Source organism: Fictibacillus gelatini DSM 15865 (assembly GCF_000430745.1).
Taxonomy (GTDB): Bacteria; Bacillota; Bacilli; order Bacillales; family Fictibacillaceae; genus Fictibacillus_A; species Fictibacillus_A gelatini.
In genome coordinates this window covers 15,559-40,239 of the sequence record NZ_AUMP01000025.1, presented here as the reverse complement: position 1 = coordinate 40,239, position 24,681 = coordinate 15,559, and the positions used below count along the sequence as shown (strand labels likewise).

Here is a 24,681-nt window from a genome sequence, read left to right as displayed (position 1 = left end):
GAAATGGATATTGCAAGCCCATTGAGGAAAGAGGTCTGGAAACGTTTTGTCCGGGAAGGCTCGCTTGATGAATCGAGAATCAATAAGAGAATTGCAGAGTCCTGGCACCTTTGCCGTCATGCTGGAGTAAACCCTTATAATGGAAAAGGTGAAAAGATTCTTTCGAAAGAATCATTAATGAAAAGAAAAACAGAGAATCAAAAGCTTCTGAAAGCAGCCCTTCCATTCATAAAAAAATTAGAAACGTTCTTTAACGGAACAAAATCAATGTTTCTGCTTGTCGACCCCGAAGGATATGTGCTATATGCCAACGGCCATGAACAAGCGGTAAAATTAGCGGAATCGATCAATTTCCACGAAGGCGTCAAATGGACCGAAGATGAGGTGGGCACTAATGCCATCGGCACGGCGTTACGAATAAAAGAGCCGATCACTGTAATGGGAACGGAGCACTTTTCGATTGCATCCCAACAGTGGGTTTGTTCCTCAGCCCCCATTCTTGTTGAAGAAGGACTGGCCGGCGTCCTTGATGTGTCCTACCCAATCGATCACTACATTCACGAACATATCCTCGCGATGGTCGTCGCCGCTTCCTATGCAATCGAGCAGCAACTGCAAAGACAAGCGAAAGAAGACGAACTCGAATTGTTAGAGCAAATACCGAATGTCGCAAACCTTCATGTTCCGATCCTCTTCTGCAACCCAAAAGAACAAGTGGTCTGGATGAACCGTTGCCTTCATGAAACCTTTTCTCTTTGGCACGGGTTACAATTGCGGGATATCGCGTTATATGGCTATCACATTCAAGAAAGGATTCCCGTCTACTCCAGCGCTCATCACGAATTGATCGGCTATCGCATCCATTTGGAAAACAACCATCCGACAACAAAAAGCTGGAATTTCTCTTCCTCGTTCCATTTTGACGGCGTAAGAGGAACAAGTAAAGAGTTTGAAAGGGTCTTGAAAAATGCGGAACGGGCCGCAAAAACGGACGCGGCCATCCATATTTGGGGAGAGACCGGGACTGGCAAGGAAGTGTTGGCCCGCTCCATTCATCTGAACAGTTCCAGGAAAGAAGGACCTTTCATTGCGGTCAATTGTGGAGCGATTCCAAAAGAATTGATGGCGAGCGAATTGTTCGGCTTTATGCCCGGATCATTTACTGGCGCGAAACGCTCAGGGCATAAAGGGAAATTTGAGCAAGCGAATGGCGGCACGCTTTTCCTTGATGAAATCGGCGAAATTCCCCATGAAATGCAAGTAGCGCTGCTCAGGGTGCTACAAGAAAAGCAAATAGTTCCAATCGGAGGGACGGATCCTGTTCCACTTGATGTGCGAGTTATTACGGCAACGCATCGCGACTTGCGGGAACTGGTTAGAAAGGGCACATTTCGCGAAGACCTTTTTTACAGAATTTTTGTTTACCCGATCCATATCCCCCCGCTGCGAGAACGAAAAGAAGATCTTACTTACTTAATTCACTATTATTGCGAGAAAAATAATTGGCTGGCAGCATTGCCAAAAGAGGTGATGGACCAGATGATGGAATATGGATGGCCGGGAAATGTGCGTGAACTCTTCAACTTTATGGAACGGCTCAGGATCCATTATGGCAATGATTTGCCTCGTCATTTTTCCATCGAAGAAATGATTGCGGCTGGCCCGATTCAAAATAATGAGGCTTCATCTCTAGGGGAAATGGGTCTTTCTTATCGTGAGCGAATGGAAAAAAAGAGAATGATAGACGCCCTGGAAAAAACGAGAGGGAACGTTTCGCTCGCCGCATCAAAACTACAAATGGCAAGAAGCACGTTTTACAGGAAAATGAAGAAATATCACCTATAAAGGGAAGTTTTTAGGGCCAATGAGAAAAAATGAGACAAATTGGAACGATGTCTCATTTCGTCTCACATTTTCAAAGTGAAAAATAAAGCGGATCTTTGAGAAAATGGTTATTGTAACCGTTTTCTTTTTTGGCATGAATTTTGCATTTTCGATGAATGAGAGGGTGCTTTACCCTTAAATTTTATAATGAATGGAGGAGAAAGGATGACGGTGGTTCGATCGGAATTAAAAAGCCTTACGCGCGAAAAAGCGAAATGGATGTACGAGAAAATGTGTGAAATTCGCCGATTTGAAGACAAAGTTCATGACATTTTCAGTAAAGGCGTTCTTCCTGGATTTGTCCACCTTTATGCCGGTGAAGAAGCGGTAGCCGTTGGCATATGCGCTCATTTGAACGGTAAAGATTACATTACGAGCACGCACCGCGGCCACGGGCATTGCATAGCCAAAGGATGCGATCTCGATGGAATGATGGCGGAAATTTACGGAAAGGCTACAGGGTTATGCAAAGGCAAAGGGGGATCGATGCATATTGCCGATGTCGAAAAAGGAATGCTTGGAGCCAATGGCATTGTCGGCGGGGGATTTCCGCTAGCCGTGGGGGCCGCTTTAACGGCCAAAATAAAAAAATCCGGAGCGGTAGCTGTTTGTTTTTTTGGCGATGGGGCAAACAACCATGGGACGTTCCATGAAGGGATTAATTTAGCCGCCATCTGGAATCTCCCCGTTATTTTTGTTGCGGAAAACAATGGCTTCGCTGAAGCGACCCCGTTCACATACGCTTCCAGTTGCACCAACATATCCGACAGGGCGGCCGCTTACAACATCCCTGGCGTTGCCGTTGACGGAAAAGACGCAATCGCTGTTTTTGAAGCGGCAGAACATGCCATCGAACGGGCGCGAAACGGAAGAGGCCCCACATTGATTGAATGTAAGACATTTCGGAATTACGGCCATTTTGAAGGAGATGCCCAGACGTATAAGTCCTCGCAAGAAAAAGAAAAGCATCTTAACGACTTGGATGCGATTTCCCGATTTAAAGAGCATATTCTCTCTATGCGGCTATTGTCAGAGCGAGAACTCAATGATATTGAGGAAAAAGTCGAGGCGGCTGTCGAGAATGCTGTCGAATTTGCCGAGAAAAGCCCTTATCCAGATGAAAAGGAACTATTGACGGATGTTTATGTCACTTATCAATAATCCGGAGGTATAAAGATGACTAGAAAACTATCGTTTTCCCAGGCTGTTAATGAAGCGATGAAGCTTGCGATGCAACGTGATGAGAATGTCATTTTAATGGGCGAAGATGTGGCAGGAGGCGCCGCCGTCGATCATTTGCAGGATGACGAAGCATGGGGCGGGGTCATGGGGGTCACGAAAGGGCTTGTCCAACAATTTGGAAGGGAGCGGGTCATTGACACTCCGATTGCGGAGGCGGGATATATTGGAGCTTCTGTAACAGCGGCGGCAACCGGACTGCGGCCAATTGCCGAGCTAATGTTCAATGATTTCATTGGCAGCTGTCTTGATGAGGTAATGAACCAGGCGGCAAAGCTTCGCTACATGTTCGGGGGAAAGGCGAAAGTTCCTTTGACCATCCGGACGATGCACGGAGCAGGCTTTCGTGCGGCGGCGCAACATTCACAAAGCTTATATGCCCTTTTCACCCATATTCCCGGGCTGAAAGTCGTCGTCCCGTCAACACCGGCTGACGCCAAGGGGCTTTTGCTTTCAGCAGTTTTTGATGACGACCCGGTCATCTTTTTCGAAGATAAAACACTTTATAACGTAAAAGGGGAAGTGGAGGACGGATTTTATTCGATACCGATCGGAAAAGCGGATGTGAAAAGGAAAGGAACCGATCTCACTATTGTCGCTATAGGAAAACAAGTCCATACGGCGCTTAAAGCAGCTGAAATGCTGACGAAAAAAGGGATCGAAGCGGAAGTGATCGATCCAAGAAGCTTGTCGCCACTTGACGAGGAAACCATATTGACGTCCGTTGCGAAAACGAACAGGCTTATCGTCATTGATGAAGCGACCCCAAGGTGCAGCGCGGCAACCGATATTTCAGCGCTTGTGGCGGATAAGGGATTTGATAATTTAGATGCTCCGATCAAAATGATTACCGGCCCACATTGCCCGGTGCCATTTTCCCCCGTTTTAGAAGATCTCTATTTGCCCACGCCTGAAAAAGTCTTGCAAGCGGTTGCTGAAATCATTGGCGATGAAACGATTGTTGCTGTTTGATGGAGATTAGAAAAAAAGTTACTGATTTAAAGATCGAAAGGGGGAGTGTGGCGTCATGCCAACTGAAATCATTATGCCAAAACTCGGAATGAGCATGGAAGAAGGGACGATTGTCGAATGGGTGAAAAAGAAAGGAGAATCGGTAACAAAAGGAGAGACGGTCGTCGTCATCAGTTCCGAAAAAATTGAAAAGGACATTGAAGCCCCGGATGATGGCATATTGCTGGAAATTTCCGCTGAACAAGACGAAACAGTGGAAGTCGGCAAGGCGATCGGCTTTATCGGGCAGATTGGCGAAACAATCGATACGGGGGAAACAAGTCCTGGCGCGCAAGAAACCGCTTCAGCCGTTGAAAGCATACCGAAAATCGAACGAAAGTTGCCTGATCTTCATGTGAAGCCGCGCATTTCGCCCGCAGCCCGGAAACTTGCGAGAGCCTCTGGCATAGATGTTAAGGATATAACAGGCACGGGGCCGCAGGGAAGGGTGACGAGATCTGATATTGAGAGGGCCATAAAAATAAGGGACAGCAAGGAAAGAAATAAAGAAGAAGACAATCAAGCTATAAAAAATATAGATCAAGAGAGGCAAGAAACGTGGAAGAATGGAGTTACCATCCATCCTGTAGCGGGGATAAGAAAGGTTATTGCAAAAAGAATGTTTGACAGTCTCAAGGAGAGCGCCCAATTGACGATTCAAATGCGGGCCGATGTTACAGAATTACTTGATTTGCAAAAAAAAATGAGAGCTTCCATGCAAGAAGCCGGGGAACGGGTGAAATTAACTGTAACTGACTTTGTTGCAAGGGCTGCCATTTTGGCACTTCAGAAACATGAGCGCATGAACAGTTTATATAAAGATAATCGAATTTACACATATGAAGGCGTTCATCTCGGAATAGCGGTTGCCATAGACGGAGGACTTGTCGTTCCTGTCGTTATGAACGCTGAGGAATTACCCATTGGCCGACTTTCGGAGAAAATACGCCAACTCAGCGAAAAAGCAAGATCACAAACTTTAAGCAGAGATGAAATGGAGGGATCAACGTTTACGATTACAACATTGGGGGCTTATGGCGTCGAATTCTTTACGCCAGTGTTAAATCCCCCAGAGGTCGGAATTCTTGGAGTCGGGACGATTACGACTGCACCAGCTTACGTCGGCCAAGAATTGAAGCCTTGCCATTCACTGCCCCTCAGTTTGACGTTTGACCATCGTGCAATAGATGGAGCGCCTGCAAGCGAATTTTTATCGACCATTAAGATGTATTTAGAGAACCCATACCGGATGGTTGTTTACTAGACCATGGCAAAAGCCGATTGTTTCGATACGCAATCGGCTTTTAAAATGGAGTCGGCACCTCTCTCTTTGCGAAAGCAATTTTGAGTGGAGCTATAACGGAACTCCTCATGAGTGAATAGACTAAAGAAATAAGAATATAGGGGAACTTCGAGTACCATTTGATCACTTAAAAGAGGGGAGAGGGCACTTATGGAATTGATTTGGATGATTATTGTCGGAGGCATTATTGGTTGGCTCGGAAGCATTCTGATCGGGCGTGATATGCCAGGAGGAATTCTCGGAAATATTATCGCCGGTTTCCTTGGTGCATGGCTCGGTTCAGAAGTCTTAGGGCCAATTGGGCCAGTCATAGAAGGTTTTCACATTGTTCCCGCTTTATTAGGCGCCATCATTATCGTCTTTATCGCAGGGCTGGTTTTAAGAAACTCACGAGGCCGGTTTTAAACGATAGAGATGTAGAGATCATTCTTAGAAAATGATCTCTTTTTTAGTTTGCAGGTGCTTGACAAATTATAATAACAAAAATAAAATAACTTACATAAAGTAACTAACTAACAATAATGTTCGTGTTGGGGAAATTAAATAAATCATGCGATTGGCGTAAATGATAAGAAAATATCATATAAGGGCCGCCGATTGCCACCAAGTTTAGCAGGAGGAATAGAATGAACTTTCATCGAGCACCTAATACATTTGTGGGGCAAGTTTATTTAAAAGTGGCCAATTTAGAACGGTCACTTGCATTTTATCAAAAAGTAATCGGCTTTAAAGTACTTCAACAAGCGGAAAGAAAAGCTGTGTTGACAACCGACGGCAAAACAGCGCTCCTGACAATTGAACAACCGGAGAATGTAATTCCAAAACAGCCACGCACAACGGGGCTTTATCATTTTGCCCTGCTTTTGCCCGAACGTTCTGATTTAGCCAATGCATTGAACCATTTAATTAATACCGGTTATCCCCTTCAAGGAGCGTCGGACCATCTTGTAAGTGAAGCGATTTATTTGGCTGACCCGGATGGGAACGGGATTGAGATTTACGCGGATCGGCCTTCTTCCAAATGGAACTGGAAAAATAGCGAAGTCATTATGGCGACCGAACCGCTGAATGCGGAAAACCTTCTTTCTGAAGGAACAGGAGAATGGAAAGGGCTTCCTGCCGGCACATTAATGGGTCACATTCATTTGCACGTTTCCGATTTATCGAAAGCGGAAGAATTTTATTGCAAAGCTCTTGGCTTTAACGTCGTAAGCAGATATGGCAGCCATGCGCTCTTTATATCAACCGGGAGTTACCATCATCACATCGGGCTTAATACATGGAACGGGGCTGGGGCTCCCGCGCCATTGGAAAACAGCGTTGGATTGAAATGCTTTAACCTTGTTTACCCCTCTCTAGAGGCAAGGGCAGGTGCAATTGAACGGTTAGAGGCGATAGGAGCTCCTGTAGAAGAGGAAAATGGTAGTTGCCTGACCGAGGATCCTTCAGGAAACCGGATCCGACTGGATATATAAAGAACCGATTTCAACTTTTTGTGTTTGGATATCAGCCACTTTAAGATATTTATCAGCCGCTTTTTGTTAAATATCAGCCACTTTCAAAAATTTATCAGCCAATCTCTAAAAAATGCCAAAACAAAACAGGAATCGGCGAATTGCCGATTCCGATCTTTTACATAAAAGCTTAAGGCGTATGAAGGGTTTTCAAATGTTGCAAGTTCCAGTAAACGGTTTCTCCTCTCGCGCTGACCAGTTTTATTTTGTTGTTTACTACATCTTTTAGAAGCCCTATTTTCTTTGTATTCTCTCCTAAATCAAAAACAACCAGGTTATTTTGCATCCTTTTGCATTGCTCTTCAAATGTTCGTGATAAAGGGACGGTAGCTGGCCGGACAGGCAGCATTTCATCATTTAATGAATAGGGTGTGTGGTTTTCGCGGTAAGGAATGAGCCATTTTAAATGTTGTAGTGAAATAAACGTCGTTTTATAAATGGGGGAATAAAATACAAAATAATCATTCATGATGTTTGTCACATAACCGTGGATGGATTTATTTCCGGTTACATACACCTGGACAAATTGTCCTTTGGCATTCATTAATATTTTCCTTAAAGAAATGGGAGATTCTTCGGAATAATCAATCGCTAAATGCTGAAAGTCAACACCGCTTGACGACTCGGCTATTTCATCCGCAACTTGTATTCGTTGTAAATGAATCGATGGCACATATAAAAAGTCTTTTCCGTTGTGGATGACAAAAATGTCGGGGCCGTAGTCCAGCAATTTTCCGATGATGAAGTTTTTCCCTGAGACTTCAATTTCGAGAATCTTTCCTTTTAAGTGCTCATATTCATTTTTGGCATTGCTCATAAATAACCCTCTTTTCAATAATTTTAAAAAACATACCATTTTCTATTTTCAAAATCACCATATGATTTGTCGTTCAATATAATAAAAGTATAAATTGTTTAAAAATCCTCCCGTTTGGGAAATCTTTCAAGAGTCTTTCGTCTGTGGACGAAAGGCTCTTTTTTATTCCGGCAGAATTTTACCATCAAATGAAAAATAGGGCATCGACTCGTCACCATATTTCGTGCAAAGGTTTCATCAAAAAGAAAGTTCTTCTTTTAAGAGAAGACGATTTGGATCCAGTTATACAACAAAAACAATGTGACAAATACGGTTAACGGAATGACAATAAGCGATATGTTCAAATAATCTTTCCATTTCACTTTAATATTGTTTTTTCTTAAGATGAACATCCACATTAACGAGGCAAGCGTCCCGATGGGCAGCAGCAATGACCCGATATCGCTTCCGATAATGCTTGCGAGATACATTGTTTTTAGCGTAATGAGATTCAGGTGCATTTCCGTCAATGTAAGGGTTCCGATCAATAAGGCCGGATGATTATTAAAAAAGTTAGATAAAACGGAGACTAATCCGCCCATGATAAAGCTTGCTTGAAATAATCCCTGCTTGACGATTGGCTCGCATACTTCTAAAAGGAGCGTTGTTAAGCCTGCGTTGTGAAGGCCGTAAATAATAACATACATGGAGAAAGCGAAAATCAAAATGTGCCACGGCGTCTTTTTTACAATATCAATAGGGTTGATTCGTAAGTGGTACCATCTCCACATAAGCAAAACAATTGATCCGAGCACTGCGACAAACTCAATTGGAATGGATAGAAAAGAAGCAACAAAGAGGGAACAGCGCATGATGAAAACAAACAGCAAGATTTTCAACATGAATTTGGTTCGTTGCCGCTTCGTTTCCACTGAAATTTGCCCTTTTAGCGGATGGAAGTTTTTTGTAAAGAATATATGCTCAATGTCAAACGCTGAATTTGGCAGCTTTTTCGGCAGTTTCTTTCTCACCATAACGTACATCAACCAGGACATGAACAACAATCCTAGCGATGCTGGTATGAACATCATTGCCGTATGCATATATAGCGTCATGTGGACGATCTTTAATGCGATTAAGTTAACGATGTTGCTTACCCCGATGGGAGCGCTCGAAGCTGTAGCGGTAAGTGCCCCTGTTAAAAGATATGGGATTTGTTGATGCGGCTTTAATTGAAGATTTTTGAGGAGTAAAATTAAAATCGGAGTTGTAATCAAGATGCTGCCATCATTATTAAATAAAAGGGTCATCAAAAAGCAAAGCAACTGGATGTACCAGTATAGACGATAGCCTGAACCTTTTGACATACTTGCCAGCCGCGCTGCCGCCCAGTGGAAAAAACCAAAGCTTTCCAATATAACGGCCATGACGATGGTCGCCATAATCGTGATGGATGCCCCGCCGATTTTACTGATAATGTCCGTAATATCTTTATGTGTTACAAGACCTGTCAGCAATATAATTCCTGCTCCAATGGATGCCGGCCATGCTTCATTTAAACCGCCCGGTCTCCAAAAAATGACTAACATAGTCATCAAAAAAACAACGATTGCTATGCCGACACTGAAAGTCATTTATATTCTCCCTTCATAATCAAATGGAATAGGACATAGAGACATCTAACCCTACATGTCCTATCCCCTATAATTATATTCACCCTTATTTAGAAGGAACTGGATAATCATTTAATTCTTCTAAAATGTATGTTTGTCTCTCAAGGATAATAGTCTAGTATATTTAATCTAAAATGAGATGAATCTATTTGTGATATTAAAGTAGGTTTTACCAATTGCATTTTATTGTTGCTATAACGGGCATACTTGTATATACTGTTTCCATTGGATAAACATATGTTTTTTCCCGGGGAACAATCGAAGGGATTGTATTCCGGCGATGGATAGGAGAGAAAGTTTATGGTAGGAAGGTTATTAGTTTCTTGCAACGATCGTCCCGGCATTGTTGCAGCTGTCTCACAATTTTTGTCCGAGCAAGGAGCGAATATTGTCCACTCGGATCAACATACAACTGATCCAGAAGGCGGCCTTTTTTTTATGCGGATCGAATTTCAGCTTGATGGGCTGAAGAACAAGATAGAAACATTGCGGGAACAATTTGCGGAAGTGGCAAACGAGTTTACAATGGATTGGCGAATCACAAGCGCTGATGAAAAGAAGAAGGTGGCGATCTTTGTCTCTAAAGAAGACCACTGCCTGCAAGATTTACTATGGCGCTGGCGGATCGGGGAGATGGCGGCGGACATTAAGATGGTCATCAGCAACCATCCTGATATGGAAACGATTGTCGCTCCTTTTGAAATTCCGTATTATCACGTGCCGACAACGAAAGACAACCGCGAAGAGTCAGCGGTCAAACATCTGGAATTGCTAGAAAAAGCGGACGTTGACACCATTATTCTGGCACGATATATGCAAATTATCCCGAAAAGCATGATTGACCAGTATAAAAATCAAATCATCAATATCCACCATTCTTTTCTTCCGGCATTCGTAGGAGGAAAGCCGTATAACCAGGCGTATGAGCGGGGCGTTAAGATTATTGGCGCAACCGCCCATTATGTAACGGAAGAATTGGATCAAGGTCCGATCATCGAACAAGATGTCGAGCGGGTCGACCACCGCCATGAAATCCAGGACTTAAAGCGGGTCGGACGGGACGTGGAGCGGATGGTGCTCGCCCGGGCGGTACAGTGGCACTTGCATGACAAAGTGCTGGTACATGGAAATAAAACAGTAGTCTTTCGCTAAATAAAATAAAAAATCCGTCCCTGTTTAGTTTGGACGGATTTTTTCTATACTTTTAACATGTTTTGAAAGAAGTCTCCCTTTTCAAAATGTAACAAGAGTGGTGGGTTGTTCACAAAAAGCAGGAAATAACGAAGAGCTTATCGTAACTTCTATTCATCTATCTGATGTTTATAAAATAAGAGAAGAACAGCCGATGAAATACCTTGAAAATCGAAAAAGCGCGCTATATATGGCAAATGAGCCTTTATAAAGAGTCGCGCATAGATTTCGGACAACAAATTATAGTAAAATAAAAGTATTGTAAATTATCATAAAATGAATGACGGGATAGAGGTGCCGGCCGCGTGGTTCTTCATTTGAAATTAACCGTGAACGATTGTCTCAAGAGAAATACGTTTCAAAAAGCGAAAGTGATCGCCGGAAAAAAAGGGTTAAACCGTATTGTCAAATGGGCTCACGTTATGGAAGTCACCCACATCGGAAAACTCTTAAATGGACAAGAACTAATTTTAACAACAGGTGTTGCTTGGAAAGAGAACAAAAAAGACTTTTACACCTTTTTGCAGCAATTGATCGACCATAACGTATCAGCCTTGTGCATTGAATTGGGGACTTATCTTTCTGTGATTCCCGAGGAAATCAAAAGCCTTGCCGACACCCATGACTTTCCCCTTATCGTGTTTTATGAAGAAGTCCGTTTTATTGATATTACGCATGATTTGCACTCTTATATGATGGAGCAGCATTATAAGATGGTGACGGAACTTGAAAGTTATTCGCAAAAATTGAATCAGTTTCTTCTTGGGCCGAACGCGCAAACAAACATTTTACAATTGCTTCATGCAACGCTAGGCATGCAAGTGATCTATAAATGCAACGAAAAATTCCGCTTTGTTCCGGAACTAAGCGAAAGTGAAAAAGAAGAAACGGTCCGGCTCATTCAGGATGTTCCGGCGGATTGCCAGCGAATCATCAAACAGCCCATTCAGGCGTTTGACCACCAATTTGCGGAACTGATCATCGTTTCAAAATCGGCTGATGTCAGTGAATCGGATGCATTGTTTATCGACCGTAGCGCAACGGCTTTAGCAAATGAACTATTGCGGGAGTTATTTGTCGAAGAAAAAAGAAGGGCAAAAGAAACGGGCTGGATTCAAGATTGGCTCGAAGGAAGGCATTCCGATGAAGAAATTAAGCGCTATATTTCGGAAGTGGGGGTCAAGCTAACGAACAGCGGGGGAGCCGTATCTATTTGCCAGCTCGGGGAATTTTCTGATCCAATGCAGTATACATATTTTCAAATTTTGTTCCGATCCATTTTTGAACAGCATGGGTTTTTTCTTTTTACATTCTCCAAACGAAATGAACTCATTTTTTTAATGATTGACCAACGGGAAGAAAAAACATACAAGAAAAGGCTGGAATCGGGGCTTGCGCAAGTGAAAAACAATAAAAAGGTTCCACTTCTTTTTATCGGGGTCGGAAAACGGATAAAGCGGCTGAGCGAATTTCACATCAGTTATCAAACGGCAGGAGAAACCATTCAAGTCCAAAAGAAAATGGGGAAAGACAGAGTGGGGGTTCTTTATGAAGATTTACATATGTACCGGGTCATTGCGAGGTTGCCTGCAAGCGAGCTTGAGGAAATGATTTCGGATTACTTGCAACCGATTATAGAGAATGATAAAAAAAACAATTCGAACTTAATGGAGACGTTAAAGGCATACCTTGCCTGCAATGGCTCTAAGCAAGAAACCGCGACGAGCTTGTTTATCGTGCGGCAAACTTTATACCACCGAATAAAAAAGCTTGAAGAATTGCTTGGAAAAGATTTTATGGAACCGGAGAAACGACAGGCGTTGGAATTTGCCATAATGGCCTATGAGTACCTTGCCTGAGAAACAACTAAGCGTGGCTGTTGTATGGCCACGCTTAAGCTTTTAACTGTTCTATCTAAATGCATACACATATTCAAATAAATAAGCTGAAATATGAAATTTTAAATATAGTAAATATACTTGCAAAAAAATAGAATAATTAAGCAGGAAAATTCAAGTGGGCTGCCGAAAGTACGTGGTGTAAACCAGATTATCCGCATAAAATGATGTCATGCAAAAATCTCCTCATTGGAATTGAGTTTGTCGCAGTTTTTTTATCCTCGTTATTTATTATCCGGAGCACACACGATTTGGCTGAAAGACCACATAAGTCAGCTTAAAGAACTTCGGCCACCTGATACACCATACCTCATTTATTATCTAGTATTCAGTTAAGATTGGAAAAAAGAAAGGAGAGACATAAAGTTGAACGTTCAGCAACTGCAAATCAATGCGGAACGATTAAAGAAACGCTTTGAAATTATGGGCCAAATTGGGAAAATTGGAGAAACGGGCGTGTGCCGTCCGGCTTTATCAGAGGTTGAAAAAGAAGCGTTTAATGTGGCAAGAGGCTGGATGGAAGAAGCAGGAATGAGTGTCCGAATCGATCATTTCGGCAATTTAATCGGCCGTTATGAAGGAAAGAACCCGGATGCCCCTGTGCTGATGATCGGATCCCATCTTGATTCTCAGCCATATGGCGGCCGCTATGACGGAACCGCTGGCGTGCTCGGCGGAATTGAAGTGGCCGCAACGTTAAAGGAACAGGGAATCATTCCGGAACGTCCAATTGAAGTCGTTTCGTTTTGCGATGAAGAAGGCTGGCGCTTTAACAAAGGCCTTTTCGGATCCAAAGGAATCACGGGGCAGCTTGAAGAAAGCGACTTGCAAAGAAAAGATCAAGAAGGGATAACGAGGGAACAAGCGTTAAGAGATTTTGGCTGCGACCCGGCAAAGTTTTCGGAATCTCAATATGAACAAGGAAGCATTCACTGTTTCCTTGAACTGCATATCGAGCAAGGCCCGGTTCTTGATCGAGCCAATCAACCGGTTGGTGTTGTTTCAGGGATTTCCGGCCCGCTCTGGTGGACGGTCAAGCTGAAAGGATTTGCCGGCCATGCCGGTTCAGTGCCGATGAATATGAGGCAAGATGCGCTTTTAGGTGCGGCGGAGATCATTCTCTTCCTCAATCAAATGGTACAGCAGGATCCCGATACGCCAACGGTCGGTACGGTCGGGAATATGCAAGTGTTTCCTAACTCAAGAAACATCATTCCGGAAGAAGTCGCCTTTACGGTCGATCTGCGCGACATCGACTTAAGGCGCCGCGATCAATATGAACAGAAACTGCGCCGGGAAATCGAAGACATTGCCGATAAATATGGTCTGACATTTGAAATTCGAGAAGATACAAACAGCGAACCGCGATATTGTGCTGATTGGATCAAAAAGATTATCCATCAAGAAGGAGCGAACATGGGCATAGAGACGCCAGAATTAATGAGCGGCCCATTTCATGATGCGCTCGCCATGTCGTATGCTTGCGATTACGGCATGATCTTTGTCCGCTCAAAAGACGGAATCAGCCACAATCCGGCGGAATTTTCATCGCCGGAAGATCTCGCGCTTGGAACAGAACTTTTGTACAGAACAGCGCTGCAAATCGCTCGAAATAAATAAATGCATAATCGATAAAGGCAGGGGCCAAAAAAGAGCATGCCCCTGACTTATTTTATCGATTCGCTTTATTTGAAGCTTGCAACAATTTATAAAAATGCTCTAGCTCGCTTAATGTCAATTGATATAGATGCTGATCTGATTTTTGATAATGCCCTGAAGAGATTAACTGATGGATGTAATATTGCTTCTTTTTTTCGATTGCATTTCTAAAAAGATTCCCCATAAAGTTCACCCCTTTCGCTATTAAAGCTTACGCAGGGAATTTTTTAGATGATAAAGGCGAAGAGCGGAATAAGAAACGAGATAAGAACAGCGGATGTGGTCATGCCGACGCTTCCGATGGCTCCAGCTTCTTCTCCCCATTGAAAGGCTTTGTTGACTCCAAGAGCCTGTGCGCATGCCCCAAGCGACAAACTTTTGGCAAAATCGCTTTTGATGTTTACCCAGTTAAAAAAGCTCGGACCGAGTATGAGTGAAAAGAGAGCGGATAGCAATACGAAAAGGACCGTTAAAGTTGGTTTTCCTCCAAGCGACTCAGAAACAGACAATGCAACTGGAAGGGTCGCTGATTTTGGCATGAGCGAAGCGATAATATCTGTTTTAATCAGCAAAGCTTTCGTCGTTAACCAGATAAACGCCATTCCTGAGAAACTTCCTATGGCAATGCTGAAGCTGATTTTAAGGGAGTGCTTTTTTAATACGGGCCATTGCAAATAAAGGGGAATAGCCATTGAAACAACTGCCGTTCCTTGAAGAATGGAAAAGATGCTTGTGCCGTTAGAATAAGTTGAATAATCTACTTTCAAAAAAGCGAGCAGCAGCGCAAGAAGGATAGTTGCTGTATATAGAGGATTAAGCCATAACTTTTTCAGCCGATAGAATAGTTGTAAACTGAGTAAATAGCTCGCACCTGTAATAAACGTGCTGAACAATGAATGACCGATCAACGCCATCGTCATTTTCTTCTCCCCTTTGTCAATTTTTCATAGAATTCAGCGGCAAAACCGACCCCGAACAAACTTAGCAAGCAGCTTATTGCTAAAATCAAGATCAGTTTCCAGCCAAGGCCTTCCAGTAAATCCAACCTGAAAAAAACGCCAATGATCGCTGGAATAAATAAAACAGCCATGTGCTTTAAATGGAGATTGGCGGCAGTAGAAACCCAATTTATTTTAACAAGGCCAGTTCGCAGTAAAAATAAAAGAAGGAACATGCCGATAATGCTTCCGGGGAAAGAAAGGCGGAAAAAGCCCGCGATCGAATTTCCGATGAAGAGTGTGGCTAAAAGAACGAAAAACTGAGTAATGGTCCGTAACAATAAGGATCACCGCCTTCATTGATGTGTTCTCTTTGAAGCTTCATCCTCAGTTTAATAAACATACGATCGATCATCTTTATGTTTGTAAGGAAATCTTACATAGAATTTCAGAAATAAAAAAATGATGTCAAAAATGCTGACATAAAGTTCAGAGATTTCTATATTAACAAAATGTCAAATGAAAAAGATGGACGATTTGACAGACTGTATAATGCAAGCCGGTTGGAAAGGTGGTATAGTAGAAATATTCAGATTATTAGTGTGGGGTTTTAGTTCTCGTTCAAGACTTATTATCGTGGAGGTGAAGCCGTTCAACTCTCGATCCTTTATTGCATTTTCCTGCCTATATCATGCTCTTTTTTAATGTAAAAGACGTCTACTCTTGTTTACTCGCACATATCCTTCCTTAGTAAACTACAGTCATTTCGTTTTATTTTTCGTACACTCACCATTCATCCTGCTTTTTCATGCCTAAATCCATATATAAAGGGGAGATTTGATGTCCAGTTGTGTGAGAATTGGTCTTATTCAAGCGTCAAATGATGTAGATGGCAATGAGCCGGTTCATGTCCATAAGGAAAAGGCGATTGAAAAGCACGTAAAGCTTGTCCGCGAAGCGGCTGAAAAAGGGGCGCAAATCATTTGCCTGCAAGAAATTTTTTATGGGCCATATTTTTGCACGGAACAAAATCCAAAGTGGTACGATGCCGCAGAAGAAATTCCAAACGGACCGACGACAAGCCGCTTCCAGGCGCTCGCCCGTGAGCTTGGTGCGGTCATTGTGTTGCCAATCTACGAAAAAGAAGGCATTGCCACATACTACAACACAGCTGCGGTCATTGACGCGGATGGATCCTATCTCGGAAAGTACCGCAAACACCATATCCCGCAAGTTGAAGTAGGAACTGAAGGGCACGGCTTTTGGGAAAAATATTATTTTAAGCCGGGAAACCTGGGTTATCCGGTGTTTGATACCGCCTTTGCGAAAATCGGAGTCTATATTTGCTATGACCGGCACTTCCCGGAAGGAGCAAGATTGCTTGGCCTGGGTGGCGCCGAGATTGTATTTAACCCGTCGGCAACGGTGGCGGGGCTTTCCGAATATTTATGGAAGCTGGAGCAGCCCGCCCACGCTGTCGCAAACGGTTATTATATTGCTGCTATTAACCGTGTCGGTGTTGAAGCGCCGTGGAATATGGGGGAATTTTACGGTCAGTCATATTTGTGTGACCCGAGGGGGAATTTGGTCGCGATCGGCAGCCGCGACAAGGATGAAGTAATCATCGGTGAAATGGACAAGAATCTCATACGCGAAGTGCGCAACACATGGCAGTTTTTCCGAGACAGGCGTCCGGAAACGTATCAGGAAATACAGGCACTTCTTCCATAGGTTTTTCCATGGGCAAGAATACTTGCACTCCGGGGCATAAGTAGAGTCCGAACCTAAAGGCCTGGACAAAACCAGGTTATCGAATGTTTGTATGAAATGACGACAGGGAGGTCAAAATTGTGGGCACAAAAAAGAGTGCGTTTATCTCTTTAACCGAGCTTGCGCGGAACTTCCAGGAAGTAAAGGCAGGCTTGACGCCAGCTGAAGCAAGGGATGAATCCAACCGCTGCCTTTATTGTTATGACGCGCCATGCATTCAAGCCTGTCCAACCGGGATTAACATTCCATCCTTCATTAAAAAAATCGCTAGCGGAAATTTAAAAGGGTCTGCAAGAACAATTATGGAAGCGAATCCGGTTGGCGCCAGTTGTTCGAGGGTATGTCCGACGGAAGAACTATGCGAAGGAGCCTGTGTTTTAAACCATTCGACAAAGCCGATCAGGATTGGCGACTTGCAGCGGTACGCGACGGACTGGGCGATTAAAAATGAACAGTCACTTTTTAAGCCGGGTGAAAAAAATGGAAGGAGAGTAGCAATAATCGGAAGCGGACCGGCCGGCTTATCAGCCGGAAGAGAGCTTGCGCGATTGGGTTATGAAGTGACGATTTTTGAGGCAAAGGATAAGGCAGGAGGATTAAATACATACGGAATCGTTTCGTTCCGTTTGCCTCAAGAAGTTCCGTTATGGGAAGTGAAGCAAGTTGAACAGCTTGGTGTTGAAATGATTACGAATGTCCGGGTCGGAGCCGATATTGAAGCCCATGAAATAACGGAAAATTTTGATGCGGTCGTTCTGGCAATCGGGATGGGAAAAGTCCCGATGCTCGGCATTGAAGGGGAAGATTTGGCCGGTGTGCATGATGCGATCGAGTTTGTTGAAGCGACAAAGACAGCTGATTTGAAAGAAGGACTTGTCGGAAAGCGTGTAGCCGTAATCGGTGCGGGCAATACAGCCATTGATGCCGCAACGTGTTCAGTCAGGCTTGGTGCAGCGAATGTGAAAATTCTTTACCGCCGAACGCAAGAAGAAATGACAGCCTACGATTTTGAATACGACTTTGCCAAACAGGATGGCGTTGAATTTAGATGGCTGACCGCTCCAAAACGAATCATCGGGGACGAAAAGGGGAACGTCAAACAGCTCGAATGCTGGCGCATGGAATTAGGAGAGCCGGGTGCGGATGGACGCCGCCGTCCGATGCCGGTTGAAGGATCGGAATTTATTCTTGAAGTCGATGCGGTGGTCAAAGCGATAGGCCAGACAAGACATCTTGACGTCATCGAAGCGTTCGGGCTTGAACACCACCGGGGTATCGTAAAAGTCAATCTAGAAACTTGCCAGACTTCCAATCCGAAAATCTATGCGGCGGGCGACGTAATTTTTGGAGATGGCCATGGAGAGGCAATGGTCGTGACGGCTGCTCAGCAAGGAAAAGATACGGCGTATGCGATCCATAAGCAACTGACAAAGGCTGGCATAGAAAGCGCTTAACTTAATCTAGTAGTGGGGAGGTTTTACCTTTGGCTGATTTACGAAGCAATCTAGCAGGAATAGAATCACCGAATCCGTTCTGGCTGGCATCGGCTCCGCCGACGAATTCCGGCTATCAAGTCCAGCGCGCTTTTGAAGCCGGATGGGGAGGGGCCGTCTGGAAAACGCTTGGCGAACCGATTATTAATACGACTTCCCGATTTGCCGCTGTTAGTTTTAACGGCCAGAGAGTAGCCGGGTTTAATAACATTGAACTTATTACAGACCGTCCGCTTCACGTGAACTTAAAGGAAATCTATGAAACGAAGAAACGGTTTCCGGATCATGCGATCATTGCCTCGCTTATGGTAGAGCCGAAACGTGAAAAATGGCATGACATTGTCAAGCGGGTCGAAGATGTAGGCGTCGATGGTCTGGAGCTTAACTTTGGCTGTCCGCACGGGATGGCGGAACGGGGAATGGGAGCGGCCTCCGGACAACAGCCGGATTTAGTGGAAGCGCAAACGATGTGGGTAAAAGAAGTAGCAGAAACGCCGGTCATTGTGAAATTAACGCCGAATATTACCGATATCACTGTAACGGCAAGAGCAGCTGTCAGAGGCGGAGCGGATGCGGTCAGCATGATCAATACGATCAACAGTCTTGCAGGCGTAGACATTGATACGTGGAACACGATTCCTCACGTGGCCGGGAAAGGAGCGCACGGCGGATATTGCGGTCCAGCCGTCAAGCCGATTGCGCTGAACATGGTTGCCGAATGTGCCCGCAATCCCGACGTTCATGTGCCGATATCAGGGATTGGCGGCATTTCCAATTGGAAGGATACCGTAGAATTTTTGCTGATGGGCGCGACGAACGTCCAGGTCGCTACCGCTGCGATGCACCATGGCTTCAGCATTGTTGAAGACATGATCGACGGCCTCAATTCGTATCTCGATGAAAAAGGCATTTCCTCGGTTCGTGAAATTGTCGGGAAATCTGTTGAAAAATATTCCGATTGGGGAAATCTTGACTTAAACTACCGGGTCGTTGCCCGTATCAACAACGACGTATGCATTAACTGCAATAAATGTCACATTTCTTGTGAAGACGCATCGCATCAGTGCATTGAACGACTAATTGATGCAAACGGAGAGCCGTATTTGCAAGTTCGTGAGGAAGATTGCGTCGGCTGCAACTTATGCTCGATCGTTTGTCCGGTCGATGGAGCGATTGACATGGTCGAACTCCCTTATGAAAAACCGCCGATGACATGGAATGAACGGCAGATGGCGATTAGCCGTTTAACGAATCAATCGTAATCGATACTAGGAGGTTTTTATCATGAGAAAAATCATTAAGAACGGAACGATTGTCACCGCCACAGATACATTTAAAGCCGAAATTTTAATCGAAAATGAAAAAATTAAAGCGGTCGGAACGGATTTGCCTTCTGAAGGTGCAGAGGTGATCGATGCAAATGGCTGTTATGTCTTCCCCGGCGGAATTGACCCGCATACCCATTTGGAAATGCCGTTTGGCGGAACCGTCACGAAAGATGATTTTGAAACGGGGACAATAGCGGCGGCGTTTGGCGGAACAACGACGATCATCGATTTTTGTTTGACGGACAAAGGGAAGCCATTGAAAGATGCGATTAAAACATGGCACGCCAAATCGAAAGATAAAGCCGTTATTGATTACAGCTTCCATCTAATGATTTCGGAAATTAACGAAAACGTGTTAAAGGAAATTCCGAAAGTGATTGAAGAAGATGGAATTACATCTTTCAAAGTGTTCATGGCGTATAAAAATGTATTCCAGGCAGATGATGAAACGCTTTTCCATACGCTTGTAACAGCGAAAGAGCACGGCGCGCTTGTTATGGTTCATGCCGAAAATGGGGATGTCATTGATTACCTGTGTAAAAAAGCGCTTGAAGAAGGAAAGACCGACCCGATTTACCACGCCCTTACAAGACCGCCAGAAGTTGAAGGAGAGGCAACAGGCCGGGCATGCATGCTGACAGGGCTTGCGAACGCCCGATTGTATGTCGTCCATGTTTCTTGCGCCCAGGCAGTAGGCAAGATTATTGAAGCGCGGAACAACGGAATTCAAGTATACGGGGAGACGTGCCCGCAATACTTGCTGCTTGACCAGTCTGCCCTTGAAAAACCAGATTTTGAGGGAGCGAAATACGTCTGGTCACCGCCTCTTAGAGAAAAGTGGCATCAAGATGTGCTCTGGAACGCGTTGAAAAACGGCCAGCTGCAAACGCTCGGATCGGATCAATGCTCATTTGACTTTAAAGGGCAAAAGGATCTTGGAAAAGGCGACTTTACAAAAATTCCAAACGGCGGCCCGTTCATTGAAGATCGGGTAAGCGTCCTGTTCTCGGAAGGAGTGAAAAAAGGCCGGATCACGTTGAATCAATTCGTTGACATTGTATCAACGAAAAATGCGAAGCTGTTTGGCCTGTTTCCGCAAAAAGGAACGATCGCGGCAGGAAGCGATGCCGATCTTGTTATTTTCGATCCGAACGCCAGACGTACCATTTCAGCGAAAACCCATCATATGGCCGTTGATTACAATGCGTTTGAAGGAATGGAAATTACAGGTGAACCGATTTCCGTCCTATCAAGAGGAGAATTTGTGATCCGTGATAAAAAATTAGTGGCTGAACCGGGAAGAGGCCGTTATTTAAAACGGGCAAAATTTTCCCAGGAAATCGAAGCGCCGAAACAAGTTGTCACAAAATAGCAGCCGTTTAGACAAAGACGAATCTACTATTCTGCAGTTAGACGCAGCCAGGGTTGTGTAAAAATAGTCCTTTGAAAGGATGAGTCGCATGAAAGGAAGTTATTTAAAATCACCTGATTTACTTCCCATTACCCACCAAAACCGAAAGATTGGTAGTTTTGGATTTTCAACAATGTGGATTGGAATGGCCGTCGTTTTAGCTGCGTTTGCGATTGGTGGAGAAGGTGTTAAGCATTTGTCTTTAGGCTGGGTCGTTCTTGCGACGGTTATTGGAACCCTTGCGACCGGATTTTTTATTACGCTCATTGGCGATATCGGAATCGAACACGGATTATCATTTCCTGTTTATATGCGGGCGCCGTTCGGCACGATCGGCACCCACATCCCTTCCGTCGTCCGGGGTCTTACCGCTTCATTCTGGTTTGGGATTAACACGTATTTTGGGTCGACTGCTTTAAATGGCATTTTAAATACATTAACGGGGTTTGACAATTGGTTTATCTGTTATATCCTCTTTGCGATTGTCCAACTATTGAATACGGCGTTTGGGATTAAGGCGGTTGAAAAATTCGCGGATTTGGCCGCTCCTGTCATCATTTTAATTTCGATCTGGATGTACGGGACATTATCGGATAAAGCCCTCGCCCATGGGCGCCACGTCTGGAACTGGGTAGAAAGTCCGGTCACAGGTACGGCAGCGTTTACAGCTTTCATCATCGTTATCTTCAGCAATATGGGATTCTGGGCGACGCTCGCTGCCGACATTCCTTCCATCTCCCGCTTCATAAAGGCGCCAAAGTATGAAAAGAACTGGTTCAAGCGAAACAAAAACGCGATTATGGGAAATATGGTTGCTCTTCCATTAACGCAAACCTTTATGATCATCATCGGCGGTGTCTCTTATATCGCGGTGCAAAATTATGATCCGGTTGTTGCCCTGCAAGAAGCAGCAAACGGCTTTGTTTTAGGGATATTGCTTCTTATGATCGTTTTCGCCCAATGGTCAACGAATACGGCGGCGAATGTCATTCCGGCAGCCGTTATCTTCTCGAACGTAGGAGGCCCAAAAGTTCCGTTCTATGTCGGGGTGTTTGCGGCGGGAATTGTCGGTTCCGTCGTCCAACCGTGGAATTTGTTCGCTGTGCTCGTGCCGTTTTTATTGACCGTCGGAGGGATTTTATCCGCAATTGTCGGAATTCTTTACGCCGATTATTATCTCATTCGAAAACGAAGAGTCAATGTGCATGACCTGTATGAAAACAACGGGCAATTTTATTATGCGGGCGGTGTGAATATCGCAGGCTTGCTTTCATGGGGGATTGGCGGAATTGCCGCTTATTTTCTCCCGGCCTATTCATTTCTTGTCGGGTTTGCCGCAGGTGCGTTCAGTTATTACATGCTTGCGAAGTTCTGGTGGTTTAAGAAATATCCGCAGGCCGAACTGAGCGACCCAAGTGATGAGAAATACCTTGGCATTACTGCAGGAAGGGATTGGACGATTGAACTGGGCGAAGAACTTGTACCGGAACAGGCTCCATTAAGCGTGCAATAGAAAAAAGCCTTTATAAAGGAGGGGTTTGATGTCAGCATATGAAGAATACATTTCTGAAAAAGAAAAACTCGATTTTCTTGTTGAGCGAGGGTACCGGATTGTGAAAGTGACAGAAACGTTAGATGGATCAATTGTTGAATTTGAACTCCGGGAAAAGATGCCAGGTAATAACAGGGACAAAAAGGAAGTGTTGCAGCTCTCGAATGCAGATGCAAGAAAATATTGTTCCTCTATCATCATAGAGCAACAACGGAACCCCACCCATGCAAAGTGAAAATTTAGGGATGCCCCGAATGTTTTGATTCGGGGTATTCATTATTTTCACAATTTATTAACCAAACATTCAAAAACTTTTAACAATTTGACGGTTTAACTATTCAAAAAATGAGGTATACTTAATCAGAGTTAAAAATTGAAAAAGTAAGGTGATGGAATATGAGAAGAACAATCAAATTATCTTTCAAGCAGCTAGTATCAGAGAATAAGAAAGAACTGCTGAAAGATCAAAAAGAAATGACAAGAATTGAAAAACGAATTGATGATAAATACTCGAAATAGTTTTTCATTTAAAAGCACGCCGTGAATTGTTCGAATTTTTAAATAAAGCCAATCTCTTTTCGAGAGATTGGCTTATTTATTTGCAGATAAAAGAAGTACTCCAAGCTATTTTTTGTTAGTATGGTAATAATAAAGGAAAGAAACTAGATCCAGAGTTTGTGGAGGAAAAAAATGATCAAACGATTTTCAATTGGACTGGCGATAGGGATTTTAAGCCTGGCTATCCTTCTTTTGTTTGGAAAAAGTGCACAGGTAAAAAAAACGGAACATTACGTTGTAACTTACAGCTCTCCTGAGAAAGCCGGCGTCAACGGGAGAAAACTTAGTGAGATCGACAACGTTGTAAAAAAAGCGATTGCTCATGGTGTTACTCCCGGGGCAGTCGTATTAGTCGCAAAAGACGGGAAGATTATTAAAGAAAGCGCGTATGGTTATGCCTATAAATTTGATATGGGCCAATTGCTGAGCAGGCCGCGCAAAATGACGGCGAATACGATGTTTGACCTCGCATCGATTACGAAGGTGATGGGAACGACCCAGGGGATTATGAAACTGGTTGATGAAGGAAAGCTTTCGGTTCAAGACCGCGTCGTGAAGTATCTTCCGGAATTCAGGAAAAACGGCAAAGGACATATAACGATCGCCGATTTATTGACACACACTTCCGGACTTGCATCGTGGGAACCTTCGTATCTCGTAGCAGCCAACCCGAAAGAAATGTTGGACTACATTGATCATATGAAGCTGAATTACAAAACCGGATCCAAACGGGTTTACAGTGACTTTAATTTTATTACGCTCCAATTTATTATTGAGAAAATAACGAAGCAGCCCCTTGATGTATATTTAGAAAAAGAATTTTACAAACCGCTTCATATGACCGATACGATGTTTAAGCCTGGCAAAAAATTAAAAAATCGAGTAGCTGCAACCTCGTGGGGAAATCCGGAGGAATACAACGCAATGTCTAAAGAAAAGGCGGAGTCCTTTAAAAAATGGAGACATTACACGCTTGTCGGAGAAGTGAATGATGGCATCTGTTATTATTCGAACGGGGGCGTTTGCGGGAACGCCGGTTTGTTTTCGACAGCCAAAGACTTGAGCATATTGGGGCAGGCGATGCTAAACGGAGGAACTTACGGAAAAACGAGGCTTTATCATGAAAAAACGTTGCGTGAATTTACATCCGAACACCGATTTGGACAAGGGTACGGATGGGAACGAAACAAAAACTGGTATATGGGAACGTTGCATTCCGATTCGACGTTTGGCCATACCGGTTCGACGGGGACGCAAATGATCATCGACCCTGAAAACAATTTGCAAATTTACGTATTAACGAATAAGCAAAATAATGGCCTGAAAAAAGACGGCTATCCGAATACCGGTGTCCTGACGAAACAGATCGCCACCATCGTTTATAAAGCAATGGAATAACTCAAAGAAAAAGTCTGTCTTATGTGACAGACTTTTTATTATCTTATTGCAAAAACCTTTTGTTT

The 24,681-nt window shown here is 43.9% G+C and carries 23 protein-coding genes; 18 read left to right on the top strand and 5 right to left on the bottom strand.

The genetic code is table 11. The features are described 5' to 3' along the window. The first annotated feature begins 3 nt into the window (after window positions 1-3). From H538_RS0113035 to H538_RS0113010, 6 genes are all read left to right on the top strand, one after another. Window positions 4-1,845: a sigma-54-dependent Fis family transcriptional regulator gene (locus tag H538_RS0113035; protein ID WP_026677982.1), complete on the top strand. Its 1,842-nt coding sequence runs from the start codon at window positions 4-6 to the stop codon at window positions 1,843-1,845. 204 nt (window positions 1,846-2,049) lie between these two features. Then, complete coding sequence (locus H538_RS0113030; protein ID WP_026677981.1) at window positions 2,050-3,045, top strand: thiamine pyrophosphate-dependent dehydrogenase E1 component subunit alpha; 996 nt, start codon at window positions 2,050-2,052, stop codon at window positions 3,043-3,045. Window positions 3,046-3,060: 15 nt separating this feature from the next. Continuing rightward, on the top strand, window positions 3,061-4,095 hold the full coding sequence (locus H538_RS0113025) for an alpha-ketoacid dehydrogenase subunit beta (RefSeq protein ID WP_026677980.1): 1,035 nt from the start codon (window positions 3,061-3,063) through the stop codon (window positions 4,093-4,095). A gap of 55 nt (window positions 4,096-4,150) precedes the next feature. Beyond that, complete coding sequence (locus H538_RS0113020) at window positions 4,151-5,398, top strand: dihydrolipoamide acetyltransferase family protein (RefSeq protein ID WP_026677979.1); 1,248 nt, start codon at window positions 4,151-4,153, stop codon at window positions 5,396-5,398. Window positions 5,399-5,587: 189 nt separating this feature from the next. After that, window positions 5,588-5,842 carry a GlsB/YeaQ/YmgE family stress response membrane protein gene (locus H538_RS0113015; RefSeq protein ID WP_026677978.1) on the top strand — a complete coding sequence of 85 codons (255 nt, stop codon included), beginning with the start codon at window positions 5,588-5,590 and terminating at the stop codon, window positions 5,840-5,842. 221 nt (window positions 5,843-6,063) lie between these two features. Continuing rightward, complete coding sequence (locus tag H538_RS0113010; protein WP_026677977.1) at window positions 6,064-6,912, top strand: VOC family protein; 849 nt, start codon at window positions 6,064-6,066, stop codon at window positions 6,910-6,912. A 169-nt stretch (window positions 6,913-7,081) separates the two neighbouring features. Here H538_RS0113010 and H538_RS0113005 read toward each other — a convergent pair whose 3' ends face one another. Together H538_RS0113005 and H538_RS0113000 are read right to left on the bottom strand one after the other, a co-directional pair. After that, entirely contained in the window at window positions 7,082-7,768 is a 687-nt protein-coding gene (locus H538_RS0113005) for a hypothetical protein (RefSeq protein WP_035350828.1), read from the bottom strand. A 257-nt stretch (window positions 7,769-8,025) separates the two neighbouring features. After that, a complete protein-coding gene (locus H538_RS0113000; RefSeq protein WP_026677975.1) occupies window positions 8,026-9,381 on the bottom strand; it encodes an arsenic transporter in 1,356 nt (451 codons plus the stop codon). A gap of 339 nt (window positions 9,382-9,720) precedes the next feature. On the opposite strand from H538_RS0113000, the gene purU reads away from it, so the two are divergent. The 4 genes from purU to H538_RS0112980 all read left to right on the top strand — a co-directional run bounded on the left by purU (window position 9,721) and on the right by H538_RS0112980 (window position 14,129). Then, window positions 9,721-10,572, top strand: a complete 852-nt coding sequence (gene purU / locus H538_RS23855; RefSeq protein WP_051291476.1) for a formyltetrahydrofolate deformylase — start codon at window positions 9,721-9,723, stop codon at window positions 10,570-10,572. 100 nt (window positions 10,573-10,672) lie between these two features. Next, window positions 10,673-10,822: a hypothetical protein gene (locus tag H538_RS26135; RefSeq protein WP_154657977.1), complete on the top strand. Its 150-nt coding sequence runs from the start codon at window positions 10,673-10,675 to the stop codon at window positions 10,820-10,822. Between the two features lie 94 nt (window positions 10,823-10,916). Beyond that, a complete protein-coding gene (locus H538_RS23850; RefSeq protein WP_154657976.1) occupies window positions 10,917-12,470 on the top strand; it encodes a PucR family transcriptional regulator in 1,554 nt (517 codons plus the stop codon). 399 nt (window positions 12,471-12,869) lie between these two features. Then, entirely contained in the window at window positions 12,870-14,129 is a 1,260-nt protein-coding gene (locus tag H538_RS0112980; protein WP_026677974.1) for a M20 family metallo-hydrolase, read from the top strand. A 52-nt stretch (window positions 14,130-14,181) separates the two neighbouring features. Here H538_RS0112980 and H538_RS25585 read toward each other — a convergent pair whose 3' ends face one another. The 3 genes from H538_RS25585 to H538_RS0112965 are packed head-to-tail and all read right to left on the bottom strand — an operon-like array spanning window position 14,182 to window position 15,447. Beyond that, a complete protein-coding gene (locus H538_RS25585; protein WP_081412657.1) occupies window positions 14,182-14,352 on the bottom strand; it encodes a Fur-regulated basic protein FbpA in 171 nt (56 codons plus the stop codon). Between the two features lie 43 nt (window positions 14,353-14,395). Then, window positions 14,396-15,088, bottom strand: coding sequence for an LrgB family protein (locus tag H538_RS0112970; RefSeq protein ID WP_026677973.1), 693 nt, complete (start codon window positions 15,086-15,088; stop codon window positions 14,396-14,398). Beyond that, window positions 15,085-15,447, bottom strand: a complete 363-nt coding sequence (locus H538_RS0112965; RefSeq protein WP_026677972.1) for a CidA/LrgA family protein — start codon at window positions 15,445-15,447, stop codon at window positions 15,085-15,087. Before H538_RS0112965 ends, H538_RS0112970 begins: the two co-directional genes overlap by 4 nt. A 499-nt stretch (window positions 15,448-15,946) precedes the next feature. On the opposite strand from H538_RS0112965, the gene H538_RS0112960 reads away from it, so the two are divergent. From H538_RS0112960 to H538_RS0112925, 8 genes are all read left to right on the top strand, one after another. Further along, window positions 15,947-16,837 (top strand): nitrilase-related carbon-nitrogen hydrolase, encoded by an 891-nt coding sequence (locus tag H538_RS0112960; RefSeq protein WP_026677971.1) that lies wholly within the window; start codon window positions 15,947-15,949, stop codon window positions 16,835-16,837. Window positions 16,838-16,956: 119 nt separating this feature from the next. Beyond that, complete coding sequence (locus H538_RS0112955) at window positions 16,957-18,330, top strand: NAD(P)-dependent oxidoreductase (protein WP_026677970.1); 1,374 nt, start codon at window positions 16,957-16,959, stop codon at window positions 18,328-18,330. A gap of 29 nt (window positions 18,331-18,359) precedes the next feature. Beyond that, window positions 18,360-19,631 carry an NAD-dependent dihydropyrimidine dehydrogenase subunit PreA gene (gene preA, locus H538_RS0112950; protein ID WP_026677969.1) on the top strand — a complete coding sequence of 424 codons (1,272 nt, stop codon included), beginning with the start codon at window positions 18,360-18,362 and terminating at the stop codon, window positions 19,629-19,631. Between the two features lie 22 nt (window positions 19,632-19,653). Continuing rightward, complete coding sequence (gene hydA / locus H538_RS0112945; protein WP_026677968.1) at window positions 19,654-21,069, top strand: dihydropyrimidinase; 1,416 nt, start codon at window positions 19,654-19,656, stop codon at window positions 21,067-21,069. Window positions 21,070-21,157: 88 nt separating this feature from the next. After that, window positions 21,158-22,621, top strand: a complete 1,464-nt coding sequence (locus H538_RS0112940) for an NCS1 family transporter (protein WP_026677967.1) — start codon at window positions 21,158-21,160, stop codon at window positions 22,619-22,621. Window positions 22,622-22,649: 28 nt separating this feature from the next. Further along, on the top strand, window positions 22,650-22,895 hold the full coding sequence (locus tag H538_RS0112935; RefSeq protein ID WP_026677966.1) for a hypothetical protein: 246 nt from the start codon (window positions 22,650-22,652) through the stop codon (window positions 22,893-22,895). Window positions 22,896-23,056: 161 nt separating this feature from the next. Beyond that, window positions 23,057-23,179 (top strand): FbpB family small basic protein, encoded by a 123-nt coding sequence (locus tag H538_RS25580; protein WP_081412656.1) that lies wholly within the window; start codon window positions 23,057-23,059, stop codon window positions 23,177-23,179. 171 nt (window positions 23,180-23,350) lie between these two features. Continuing rightward, the gene (locus H538_RS0112925; protein ID WP_081412655.1) at window positions 23,351-24,616 is read left to right on the top strand and encodes a serine hydrolase; all 1,266 of its coding nucleotides are present in this window, start codon (window positions 23,351-23,353) and stop codon (window positions 24,614-24,616) included. Window positions 24,617-24,681: the final 65 nt, after the last annotated feature.